This is a genomic window from Labrys sp. KB_33_2, assembly GCF_052114505.1.
GTDB lineage: Bacteria > Pseudomonadota > Alphaproteobacteria > Rhizobiales > Labraceae > Labrys.
Map to the genome: position 1 here is coordinate 296,282 of NZ_JBFREW010000005.1, position 12,295 is coordinate 308,576.

The window sequence follows — 12,295 nt, forward strand, 5'->3', positions numbered from 1 at the left end:
AAGATATTCATAACACTACTCCGGCGGAGTTCATAAGCATATCAACGCAAAAAAACTCGTCATTTTCCAAATAAATGTGAAGAATACACATTCTCCCAAGGTCGTGACGAAGTAATTTTTGAATCTTCGGATACCCCGAACCTCCCTCTTGCCGAACCGCTTCGGACTTGAACTCACCGTCGAACTCCGAATTAATCCTGTCAATTTTCTTTTGAAGTGTCACCCTATCTATATGTGCCGCTAAACGGTTCTTGATTGCGATGCTGAGCATATGATCCTGAACCCCCGCGCTTGCTATCACATCTAGCCGACCTTTGTTTATACCCGAATGAAATGCGGCATTCTCCAGGAGCAATGAAAATAATCTAACAAAATGAGGTAGTGTTCTCCCTGCCATTTGAAGGCTATTTTCGCAATTCAAATTGGATTGCATGTCAAGATTGGAATAATAAGATTCAACTGTCGCCAATGCAGCCGCGTAAGATGTTGTGAATGCATAGTCAGGATATTCTTGGCTATCGGAAAGCTTGAACCAACTAGCTACTCTCTCTACCGCAGATTGCAGCTCAGGTTTGGCGAGATTGAGAGCACTTTGTATATCGACGGCCGTACGATATTGTTGTATTGTTTGAAGCGTGTTTTCCAAATCCAACATATATGAAGATAATTTCGCGAGTGTTACGTCTCTTAACGCATTGCGAACCAGCTCCAACGAAGCGTCGGTACGCTGCCACAAGAAATTCAAAACTACGTCAATGAACTCCTGATAATCCTCAAGATTTGCGCATTGCTTTTGAATTACAACAGCCTCTATGTCGGAAATGATAAAATTAAACAAACCTTCCGGAACTTGATCACTTTGAATACGTAACAAACGGCGATTAAGAAATTCAATTTCTTCATCTACACGGCCTGAAAAATGCCCCAATGCGCCCAATAGGGTATCATGATCGGCGCTTTCCATTTCATCGGAACGGCTGAGCCAATATTCATTTGGGAGATAGCCTCCATATTCGGTAGCCTTATTTGTAACGAGATTCTGCGTAATAAACGGCTTTCGCAATTCTCTCATCACGTAACCGTGACGAATATTTGTGCTTAGATTTGCATCCAGGCCGAACTCTTTGCTGGTCGTAAACAAATCCCTCAGCTCCAAAACCATCCGAGAGAAGAGCTTATTTCGTTCCGTGGCAGGCATGTTCATCGGCAATATGGTAATGCCGCTGAGATTCAAGACTTCCTGAATCGCCTCGAGCTTTTCCTCAAAGGCAGACCTATCTCGTTGAGCGCTAATAAGTCTATAGCGAAGCCAGCTCTCCTTCATGGAGACCGCGATAGATCTCTTAATGCCCTCAACATTGACGTAAATTTTGCTTTGATCAAGCTGCAGCGTGGTATCACGAACAGCCTGCCTAGTCCGAATTTCGCGGAGTTCCTCCATGAGCTGAGGCGGTGGGGAGACGCCTTGTGACTGCATCAACTCAGTAGTTAAGACCAGAATCTTTGCTCGCTCGTCCTCAACGGCTCGCGTGGAGGTAAGGGCAAGTGACTGATCTAGTACCTCCGGCACACAGACAAATTGCCAAAAGTGCATCAGTTGAAGCGGTGGGAAGCGGATATCCACCGCATTAATGTCAGAGGCAAAGCGCAGTCTATTGGCGCGTAAAAAGTCGTTAAAAGAGTCCGCGCGTTCCGGATCACGATTAGGAGAAATTACTCTGGAATAAGCATCTAAAACAATAACAATTGCTAAGTCACCGAGTAATGAATTCGCTGTATCTGACGAGACGGAATCTGTCTCAATAACATCATTTGTTAATTTTTCGATCGGTAGAATCTTACCAAGATAGCTGGCGCCTACGTACATATCCGCACAAACTCTTGCACATTCGAGAAGTTCTCCTTCCCGATGAAGCGCCTCCGCCAGCAAGAGGCCTGCCTCATATTTTACGATTGGAACATCGGAGGAGAGAAACACCTCGGAAAGAATTCGCACAGCCTCACGAAATTTTTTTGTTCGCATGCAAGCCATCGCCTGCATTTTACGGTTCCGGTTTTTCGGAAATTTTGCAAATACACCATCTGCAGTTTCAGATGAATCCAATAATGTATTTACAAAGAGAACAGATAACCTATCATTTTCCCCCGGAAAATATGTTTCCAGGTAACGTCTACCAATAGACAAACGCTCAAAGGAGAATGCCAGAATAGGGTCCTCCTCGTCTACCCTCAAAGCGTTGAACACTTGAAGCGAATTTGCGAGAAAAACTCTTTCATCATGGTATTGTCGTTGTACGATTAGTGCAAGACTCGCTGCCCAAAACGTTCCAAAATGAACAAGAGAAATTTTTGATAAACGAGCCGCAGCCTCGGAGGCATCGTTGGAGAAAGAAGTTAATTTCTTCAGATCTTGCTCGATTCTAGCAAACACACTACCTGGAGAAACTGCAAGTGGAGGCGCGTCATTTTGATTTTGTGCCTGTGATCGTAGATACATATAGAGAGTATCAATCGAGAATGCAGATTGTATCTTTAGTTTTGTGATATTTTCTAATTTTTCGTATTCGCCGCTTGCATAAGCGTCAAGTATAGTAAGTCTATCATTGGTGTTTATCTTGGTTCTCGGGTGGCCACCATACGCAAAAAATAATCTATGTAGCGCCACATCGTCGATACAATTAACCAGTGGTTTTATTGTGTCCCTTATAAAGGCATAAATTTCCTGATCCTTGTCGTTGGATAAGAATGCCTGCAATAGTCGAATCAGATAAAGATATCTATCGATAATCGGAAATATGTCGGTATATGCGATAGCCATTGCTAATTGAGGAATATCGGCGGCAGGACAGTTACCCAGGATCGCATGTATTAGGAAGTCTTGCCCTACCCTTACCGGAATGTATCTATCCAGAAATTTATGAAACTCCACCGCAGAAACATTTTCTTCTGCCCGGAATGCAAACCAAGAAAATATAAAGTTAATTATTGGGTATTTTTCACTTGCCTGTAATAGACTGTTGCTTAGATCGCGCTGCGCTGTATAGCCGTCTTTAATTTGTGATAAATTAATACGAGTTTCTGCCAGCCAGGTAGAAACGCCGAAATCACGCTCTATTTCATTGAGGCTAATTTCGAGGGATTCGTAGCTACCATAGAGTATTTCCTTCTCTGCTCTGGTTTTTAATTTAGAAAATTTATTAATTTCTGAAAAAAACGGTAATAGAACGGAAACAGACCATAACAATTCTCTCTTGAGGTCACCATTTGTCCGCAGACCTTTGGTACCGATAAGGGTATAATCCTTTGGAAATGCGTTCGGGAAAATAATTCGTCTATAAATCGAGTTCTGCGCGAAGAGCGGAGCGGTTACAACGATCTCAGGTAAGGGGGCTGTTAATTTGTATTGCGACAGTCCGATTTGAATATTACCTTGGGAGCCTACTTTGGCTTTTGCCCGGGCGAAAATTGGATTTGTACTAGCTGAACGATTATTCTTGGTGGGTTGCATCTTTTTAAAACGTGCTTCGATTCGATAATTCTTAAACCGAGGATTGCAGATGGGGAGCGTCGATGCAACCAGTTACGTCTAAATGGATGTTGGGGTTGACGGTGTAACCCGGGACGACAAGCGCCACGACGACTTCTTCGGCTTTATGCACCTCACTTCGATCTGCGTTTGGTGTAGAATTATGAGCGAGTCTGCTAGAGCGGCCTGAGCAGGAGGCGATTTTCGGGGCAGGCATATGGTGGTAAACGAGCTTGCTGGGCGCGTGCTTGACTTTGTTTTTGGCTGTACCTATCCTTTAGTAGCAGGCGAGGTATTGCCTGTATTATGCCGCCATAGCTACGGCAACGTGGTGCTTTGGCTGGGTGCGTAAGTGGTTGAAACGAGCCGCCTGATAAGCGGCAGCGCGCATTTTGGCGTACCGAGGGTTCGAATCTCTCCCCAATTCTAGAAGCTCGCTCTGAGCATAAACTCATTGAGCGGGCTTCGTTGTTTTTACTGTAGATTTACGCCGAGTATAATTTTTTGTGTTTACGATCTCAACAGGAGCTCGATTTGGGAAGCATTCTGCTGTGGGCTAAACTGCTTAACTGGGTGCAGATTTATTCCTAGGATATGATTCACGGGTGTTTGGATTAGAACCAATTCCGGGCGAAAGTTAGTGCTTCCGAGTATACAGTCTAAATGGACTGACCGGACTCTTATCAATCCGGTCTAGAGCAATACGAAGCAGGCGCTATCGTGCCCCGGTTCAATCGCTCACCCCCTCGGCGTCAGATGCACCCCCGCCAGCGTACAGCGCACCGATCCCCCCGCGCGTTCGATGGTGGGGATGTCGAGGGCGACGCAAGTCGCGCTTTGCTCGATGAGGGCGCGCTGCTCGGGCGTCAGGGCCGCGAGGGCCGTGGTCGAGAGGGCGAGGAGGCGGCCATCCCTGCCCTGCAATTCGATGGCGTTGCCGGCAAAGTTCTCGATCTGGCGGTTGCTGAGCGCCAGCACGTCGCGGCCGGAGCGTTCGAGGCGGGCGACGATCTCGGCCTTGCGGGCGGCGTCGGTGATCATGTCCAAGCCGATCAGCACGAAATCGGTGGTGATGCACATCAGCACATTGGTGTGGTAGATCGCGGCGCCCTTGTCGTCGCGGGCGTCGAAGGCCATCGGCTCGAAGTTGAAATGGGTGCAGAAGCGTTCGAGGGCGATCGGGTCGGTGCGGTCGGAGCGCACGGCATAGGCGACGCGGTCGATATGGTCGAGCACCATGGCGCCGGTGCCTTCCAGGAACAGGCCGTCGGGCTCCAGGCCGGAATAGTCGATGACCTCCTGCACGCGGTAATCGGTCTTCAGCATCTCGATGACGTCGGCCCGGCGCTCGCGCCGCCGGCTCGGCGCCTTCATCGGATAGAGGGCGACATGGCCGCCGGCATGGGTGGAGAACCAGTTGTTGGGAAACACCGAATCCGGGGTTTCGCGGCTTTCGTCCTCGAAGAGGTGCACGGTGACGCCGTGAACAGCCAGAGTCTCGGCCGCGCGGGTGATCTCGGCATGAGCGAGCGGGGCGAGGTCTTCCCCGCCATTGCCCGCGACCTGGAAATGATTGTCGGCCGCCGTCTCGGTGTTGACGGTGAAGTGGTGCGGGCGAACCATCACCACGGCGGAGGGGGCCTGGACGGAGAAGGCGGGGCGCTTGGACATGGGGGCTCCGGGGCGTCGAGTCTACACCCTCCCCTGGAGGGTGTCGGCCATTCCACTTGGAATGGCCTGAGGTCGGCCTGAAAGGCCGGGGTGGGGTGAAAATGCTCAGGCGGTGGCGACAGCGTCCCTTCATCGCGAAGAAGGCCACCCCACCCCGGACTTCGTCCGACCCTCCCCCTCCAGGGGAGGGTAAAGGCCCCCCTCAGCGGGCGCGCTGCAGCATGCCGAAGAGGTCGCGCGGGTCGTCGGGGTCGGCGATCATGTCGAGCTCCTGGTAGAAATCGGTGCCGACAATCTGGGCGCGCAAATAGCGCAGGGCCGAGAAGTCCTCGATGGCGAAGCCTACGCTGTCGAACAGGGTGATCTGGCGCTCGTCGCGCCGGCCCGGCACCTGGCCGGTGACGACCTGCCAGAGCTCGGTGATCGGGTAGGAGCGGTCCATCTGCTGGATCTCGCCCTCGATCCAGGTCTGCGGCGGATATTCCACGAAGCAGTCGGCGCGCGCGAGGATGTCCTTGTGCAGCTCGGTCTTGCCGGGGCAGTCGCCGCCGATGGCATTGATGTGGATGCCGGGGCCGACCATGTTGTCGGTGAGGATGGTGGCGAACTGCTTGTCGGCGGTGCAGGTGGTGACGATGGCGGCGCCCTCGATCGCCTGCTGCGAGGAGGTGCAGGGGATGACGGTGAGGCCGCTGCCCTGAAGGTTGCGGGCGGTCTTCTGCGTCGCCTTGGGATCGATGTCGTAGAGCCTGACGGTGTCGATGCCGCATACCGCCTTCATGGCGAGGGCCTGGAACTCGGCCTGGGCGCCATTGCCGATCATCGCCATCACCTTGCCGCCTTTGGGGGCGAGGTGGCGGGCGGCCATGGCCGAGGTCGCCGCGGTGCGCAGCGCCGTCAGCAGCGTCATCTCGGTCAGCAGCACGGGATAGCCGGTCGCGACATCGGCGAGCAGGCCGAAGGCCGTGACGGTCTGCAGGCCCTCGGCGGTGTTCTTCGGGTGGCCGTTGACATATTTGAAGCCGTAGATGGTGCCGTCCGAGGTCGGCATCAGCTCGATCACGCCGTCCCGCGAATGGCTGGCGACGCGCGGGGTCTTGTCGAAGCTCTCCCAGCGGCCGAAATCCTCCTCGATCAGGTCGGTCAATTCGGCCAGCACCCGCTCGATACCGAGATGGTGGACGAGGCGCATCATGTTGTCGACGCTGACGAAAGGCACCATCGCCTTCTCGGAGGGCAGGGGAGCGGTCATCGAAGGATCCCGGAACGGTCACTGTTGCTTCCAGTTGTAGGCCGTACGAATGTTCACCGAAATCGCAATCCTGTGTTAAATCCGTCAATGGATTATACAGATTGCTAGGTCGAGTTGAGAAAAATGTCAGTGACGGGCCGGGACGCCGAAACGGTCAAATATATTCCCGATGCGCTCGACCGCGGCATCATCGCGCATCTGCGCACCGATGGCCGGGCCTCGCTCTCCAAGCTCGCCGATGCCCTGGGCGTGGCGCGCGGCACCGTGCAGAACCGGCTCGACCGCCTGATCGAGACTGGCACGCTGCTCGGCTTCACCGCCCGCGTCCGCGAGGATTACGACATGAATGCCGTGCATGCGGTGATGATGATCGAGGTGGTCGGCAAGTCGACCACGCAGGTCATCCGCAAGCTGCGCGGCCTGCCGGAGGTGCACACCTTGCACACCACCAACGGCAATTGGGACCTGGTCGCCAACATCCGCGCCGCGAGCCTGGCCGAATTCGACCGCGTGCTGCGCGAGGTCCGGCTGATCGACGGGGTGTCGAACAGCGAGACGAGCCTGCTGCTGAGCAGCGTGTGAGGGATGGCTGCGGGCTTCGCGCATTCCGCTCAGCAGGAAGAGGCTCGACTATCCCTCCCCGACTTCGGGGAGGGTGGCCCGAAGGGCCGGGTGGGGGGGCGTGGCGCAAATGCCCCTGGAGTTGACAGGTCGGCGCCACTCTCCCCCTTCCGTCGCTGCCATGCAGCGACACCTTCCCCGAAGCCGGGGAAGGATTTCCGCGCTTTATCTGTGACGCGAGAGATCCGTGCATCGGGCAACTTGCAGGCGTTCCAAAGCCCACACCGGCTTGTGATCGATTGAACCCTTGCCCCGACAGGCCTAGGCTGATTGTCTGGAATGGCTCCAAGGAGGGGATATGCCCTTCCGACTCGCGGGAGACTGCCATGGCCTATACCATCAAGATCAACGGAACCGCTCACACCATCGATGCCGATGGCGACACGCCGCTGTTATGGGTGCTGCGTGACATTTTGGGCATGACCGGCACCAAGTTCGGCTGCGGTGCCGCCTTGTGCGGTGCCTGCACCGTGCATGTCGACGGCACGGCGACGCGCTCCTGCGTCACGCCGCTGGAAAGCGTCGGCGAGAGCGCCGTCACCACCATCGAGGCGATCGGGCAGACCGCGCAGGGCAAGGCCTTGCAGAAGGCCTGGCTCGATCTCGAAGTGGTGCAGTGCGGCTATTGCCAGTCCGGCCAGCTGATGTCGGCCGCGGCCCTGCTCGCCGCCACGCCCAAGCCGAGCGACGAGGACATCGATGCCGCCATGTCCGGCAATGTCTGCCGCTGCGGCACCTATCAGCGTATCCGCGCCGCCATCCATCACGCCGCTGCTTGAGGAGGGAAGGGATCATGCCCGACGGTACCGATACACGTTCACACCTCGATCGCCGCGCCTTCCTGAAGGCGGGAGCCGCCATCGGCGGCGGCTTCGTTCTCACGCTCGCTTTGCCGCCGCTGGCCGGATCGCCGGTCGCCGCGGCCGAAGCCAAGGACTTCGCGCCCAATGCCTTCATCCGCATCGACAGGCAGGGCCTGGTCACGCTGGTGATGCCGATGGTCGAGATGGGCCAGGGCGTCTATACCGCCCAGGCCATGCTGCTGGCCGAGGAGCTGGAGGTCGGCCTCCACCAGGTCAAGCTCGAACATTCCCCGCCCGACGACAAGCTCTATGGCAATGCCCTGCTCGGCAGCCAGGCGACGGGTGGCTCCACCACCATACGCGCCTTCTGGCTGCCTTTGCGGCAGGCCGGCGCGGCCGCCCGCACCATGCTGGTCGCCGCCGCCGCCAAGCGCTGGAACGTCGACGCGGCCAAGCTGACGGCCCGCGACGGCGCCGTGCTCAATCCCGCCAGCAATGCGACGCTCGGCTATGGCGAGCTCGCCGACGACGCCGCGACCATGCCGGTGCCCAAGCCCGAGAGCATCACCCTCAAGGACCCCAAGGATTTCAAGCTGCTGGGCACGCCGGCCAAGCGGCTGGATACGCCGGACAAGGTGGTCGGCAAGGCCGAGTTCGGCATCGACGTCAAGCTGCCGGGCATGAAGGTCGCCGCCATCGCCATTTCGCCGGTGTTCGGCGGCAAGCCCAAATCCGTGGACGACAAGGCGGTGCTGGCCGTCAAGGGCGTGCGCCAGGTGGTCAAGACCGACGATGCCGTCGCCGTGGTCGCCGACCATATGGGTGCGGCCAAGAAGGGCCTCGCCGCCGCCAACATCACCTGGGACGACGGGCCGAACGCCAAGGTCAACAGCGCCGGGATCGTCAGCCAGCTCACCGAGGCCTCCAAGCAGCCGGGCGCGGTGGCCCGCAACGAGGGCGACACCGCCAAGGCGCTCGCCGGCGCCGCCAAAAAGCTCGAAGCCATCTACCAGGTGCCCTTCCTCGCCCATGCCGCCATGGAGCCGATGAACTGCACCGTGCATGTCCGCAAGGATGGCTGCGATGTCTGGGTCGGCACGCAGGTGCCCACCATGGCGCAGGCGGTCGCGGCCGAGATCACCGGCCTGCCCAAGGACAAGGTCAAGGTCTACAACCACCTCATCGGCGGCGGCTTCGGGCGCCGGCTGGAGGCCGATGGCGTGGCGCGCGCCGTCAAGGTGGCGCAGCAGGTCGACGGGCCTGTGAAGGTGATCTGGAGCCGCGAGGAAGACATCCAGCACGACATGTACAGGCCCTATTATTTCGACCGGATGTCGGCGGGGCTCGATGCTTCCGGTAAGCCGGTGGCCTGGACCCATCGCATCGCCGGCTCCTCGATCCTGGCGCGCTACTTCCCGCCGGCCTTCAAGGACGGCATCGATTCCGATGCGGTGGAGGCGGCGGCCGAACCGCCCTATGCCCTGCCCAACATCCATGTCGACTATGTCCGGGTCGAGCCGCCGGGCATCCCGACCTCCTGGTGGCGCGGCGTCGGGCCGACGCACAACGTCTTCGTGGTCGAGAGCTTCATGGACGAGCTGGCCGCCGCGGCCAAGGCGGACCCGGTCGCCTATCGCAAGGAATTGCTCGCCAACAACCCGCGGGCGCTCGGCGTGCTCACGCTGGCGGCCGAGAAGGCGGGCTGGGGCAAGCCGCTGCCCAAGGGGCGCGGGCGTGGCGTCTCCGTGCAGTTCGCCTTCGGCAGCTTCATGTCGATGGTGGCCGAAGTCGAGACGGCTGCCGACGGCACGCTCAAGGTGCATCGCCTCACCTGCGCCGTCGATTGCGGCCTGCAGGTCAACCCGGACACCATCGCCGCGCAGGTCGAGGGTGGCGCGATCTTCGGCCTCACGGCGGCGCTGCACGGCGCCATCACCTTGAAGGACGGCCGGGTGGAGCAGGGCAATTTCGACACCTATCTGCCCATGCGCATCGACGAGGTGCCGGTGGTGGAAACCCATCTGGTCAAGAGCGCCGAGGCCCCTGGCGGCATCGGGGAGACGGCGACCGTCGCCGTCGGCCCGGCCGTCGCCAACGCCGTCTTCGCCGCGACCGGCAAGCGCATACGCACCCTGCCGATCGACACGGATGCGCTGAAGACCGGGTGAGACTGCGACCTGCCTTACCCTCCCCTGTAGGGGGAGGGTCGAGGCGAAGCCTSGGGGTGGGGTGACTTCTTCGGAAAAAGACCTGTTTCTATGGTCACGATCCGTGTTTCTGCACCCCACCCCGGCCTTTCAGGCCGACCCTCCCCCTCCAGGGGAGGGTAAGGGATTGGGGCTTATACCGCCGATCCCCAATGTCGCCGTCAGCTCCTGGGCCGCCGCGGCGCCGGCGCGATTGGCGCCGATGGTCGAGGCCGAGGGACCGTAGCCAACGAGATGGATGCGTGGGTCCCGGGCGACCTGCGTCGCCAGGCGGCCGGTCATCACGATGCCGCCATCGTCCTCGCGGATCTGCAGCGGCGCCAGATGGTCGAGCGACGAGCGAAAGCCGGTGCACCACAGGATGACGTCGACCTTTTCCTCGCTGCCATCGGCCCAGCGCACGCCGTCCTGCGTGATCGCGCTGAACATCGGCCGGCGCGCCAGCACGCCCCGCTCGCGCGCGGCCCTCAGGGCCGGGGTGAGAGGCAGGCCGGTGACCGAGACGATGGAGCCGGGGATGAGGCCGCGCCGCACCCGGTCCTCGACGATGGCGACGGCCGCCCGTCCGTCCTCGGGCGTGAAGGGGCGCTCGCGGAATTGCGGCTCGCGTCGGGTCACCCAGATCGTCTCGGTCACGCGCGAGATCTCGTCGAGGATCTGCACGGCCGAGATGCCGCCGCCGACCACCAGGACGCGCTGGCCGGCGAAGGCTTCGGCGGTCTGGTAGTCGCGGGTGTGGAGTTGCCGCCCGCTGAAGCGATCCCGGCCGGGAGTGTCGGGAATATAGGGCGTCTCCCAGGTGCCGGTCGCGTTGATGAGGCCGCGGGCCGAAAAGGTCTCCCGGTCCGTCTCGACCCGGAAGCGGCCGCCGCGCTCGCAGACGACCTTGACCGTCACCGGACGATAGACGGGCAGCTCGAATTTGCGCTCATAGGCTTCGTAATAGCGCGGCACCGCTTGCGCCGCCGGCACCTCGGTGAGGCCGGGATCGATGATTTCGGCAAAGGCCATGCCGGGCAGGTCGTGCACGCGGTTGACGGTGCTCAGCGTCAAGGACGGCCAGCGATATTGCCAGGCCCCGCCCGGTGCGGGCGCCTTGTCGAGCACCAGAAAACCGCGCCCCGCCGGCAGGCCTAGCTCGTGCAGATGATAGGCGCTCGACAGCCCGGCCTGGCCGGCGCCGATCACGACGATGTCCACCTTGTAGGCGAGGTGGACGTCCCGCGCGGTTGCCGGATCGGCGGGGGGCGAAGCGGCATTCGCTCCCTCTTCATCATGCTCAGCCATGCTGCGAGAGTGGAGGCCGGGTTCCCGGAATTCAAGAGGGTGGAAACGGGCCCTGAACCATCGGCGAGATTGCATCCCGTTGCCCGAGTTCATATAAAGCAAGCTGACGCTTTGAATATAACCCGCAGAGGACCATGTCGACGCCTGAGCTGGAAAATTCGAGCCTGCAAGCGCGCTCGGGACCCGATCGCCTGTTGCTTCTCCTGAAGACAAGGGGACAGCAGACGGCGGCCGAGCTCGGCCAGGCGATCGGCACGACCGGCGAGAACGCCCGCCAGCAATTGATGAAGCTCGCCGCCGAAGGCCTGGTCGAGACCGAATCTGTCGCCAGGGGCGTCGGCCGGCCCTCCCAGTTCTGGCGCCTGACGGCGCAGGGACATGGCCGCTTCCCCGACACCCATGCCGAGCTGACGGTGAATTTGCTGCGCAATGTCCGCGACTTGCTCGGACCCGAGGCGCTCGAACGCCTGATCGCTGCGCGCGAGGACGAGATGCGCGCGGCCTACCGGGCCGAGCTTGGCCCGGTCGAGGGCCCCGAGGCCCGTATTGCCGCGCTCGCCGAGATTCGCACGCGCGAGGGCTACATGGCCGAGCAGCGCCCCGCCGAGGATGGCGCGGGCTGGATCCTCATCGAAAACCATTGTCCCATCTGCGCGGCTGCCACGGCCTGCCAGGGCTTCTGCCGCTCGGAACTTGCAATTTTCCGCGAAATGCTGGGGCCGCAATGCTCGGTGGAGCGAACCGAGCACATCGTCCATGGTGCCCGGCGCTGCGCCTATCGTATCCGACAGGAAGGATAGTGAGGCGTTGCGCCCACATTGTCTCGCGATGTCGCGAGACGGGTGGTAGGTCTGCGATGGAAAGAGCGGCACGTCGCCATCCGCTGTTCAGGAGGGCCGAAAAGACCGCTCGGCAGTAATGGGAAGGA

General features: G+C 59.2%; 8 protein-coding genes and 1 tRNA gene. 5 read left to right on the forward strand and 4 right to left on the reverse strand.

The features are described 5' to 3' along the window. Positions 1 to 7: 7 nt before the first annotated feature. Entirely contained in the window at positions 8 to 3,508 is a 3,501-nt protein-coding gene (locus AB4037_RS11740; RefSeq protein WP_441771634.1) for a hypothetical protein, read from the reverse strand. A 356-nt stretch (positions 3,509 to 3,864) separates the two neighbouring features. Here AB4037_RS11740 and AB4037_RS11745 point away from each other — a divergent pair. Further along, positions 3,865 to 3,953: transfer RNA gene (locus tag AB4037_RS11745), tRNA-Ile, on the forward strand. A 311-nt stretch (positions 3,954 to 4,264) separates the two neighbouring features. Here AB4037_RS11745 and ctlX read toward each other — a convergent pair. Continuing rightward, positions 4,265 to 5,197 (reverse strand): citrulline utilization hydrolase CtlX, encoded by a 933-nt coding sequence (ctlX, locus tag AB4037_RS11750; protein ID WP_441771635.1) that lies wholly within the window; start codon positions 5,195 to 5,197, stop codon positions 4,265 to 4,267. A gap of 202 nt (positions 5,198 to 5,399) precedes the next feature. Beyond that, positions 5,400 to 6,449, reverse strand: a complete 1,050-nt coding sequence (locus AB4037_RS11755; protein ID WP_441771636.1) for an ornithine cyclodeaminase — start codon at positions 6,447 to 6,449, stop codon at positions 5,400 to 5,402. 123 nt (positions 6,450 to 6,572) lie between these two features. On the opposite strand from AB4037_RS11755, the gene AB4037_RS11760 reads away from it, so the two are divergent. The 3 genes from AB4037_RS11760 to AB4037_RS11770 all read left to right on the forward strand — a co-directional run bounded on the left by AB4037_RS11760 (position 6,573) and on the right by AB4037_RS11770 (position 10,041). Then, positions 6,573 to 7,031: an Lrp/AsnC family transcriptional regulator gene (locus tag AB4037_RS11760; protein WP_068289037.1), complete on the forward strand. Its 459-nt coding sequence runs from the start codon at positions 6,573 to 6,575 to the stop codon at positions 7,029 to 7,031. A gap of 365 nt (positions 7,032 to 7,396) precedes the next feature. Continuing rightward, positions 7,397 to 7,849: a (2Fe-2S)-binding protein gene (locus AB4037_RS11765; protein ID WP_441771637.1), complete on the forward strand. Its 453-nt coding sequence runs from the start codon at positions 7,397 to 7,399 to the stop codon at positions 7,847 to 7,849. 14 nt (positions 7,850 to 7,863) lie between these two features. Further along, positions 7,864 to 10,041 carry a molybdopterin cofactor-binding domain-containing protein gene (locus tag AB4037_RS11770; RefSeq protein WP_441771638.1) on the forward strand — a complete coding sequence of 726 codons (2,178 nt, stop codon included), beginning with the start codon at positions 7,864 to 7,866 and terminating at the stop codon, positions 10,039 to 10,041. Between the two features lie 129 nt (positions 10,042 to 10,170). Here the strand turns inward: AB4037_RS11770 and AB4037_RS11775 are convergent, their stop codons facing one another. After that, positions 10,171 to 11,367 carry an NAD(P)-binding domain-containing protein gene (locus AB4037_RS11775; RefSeq protein ID WP_434960020.1) on the reverse strand — a complete coding sequence of 399 codons (1,197 nt, stop codon included), beginning with the start codon at positions 11,365 to 11,367 and terminating at the stop codon, positions 10,171 to 10,173. 134 nt (positions 11,368 to 11,501) lie between these two features. On the opposite strand from AB4037_RS11775, the gene AB4037_RS11780 reads away from it, so the two are divergent. Then, a complete protein-coding gene (locus AB4037_RS11780) occupies positions 11,502 to 12,167 on the forward strand; it encodes a helix-turn-helix transcriptional regulator (RefSeq protein WP_441771639.1) in 666 nt (221 codons plus the stop codon). The last annotated feature ends 128 nt before the right edge of the window (positions 12,168 to 12,295 follow it).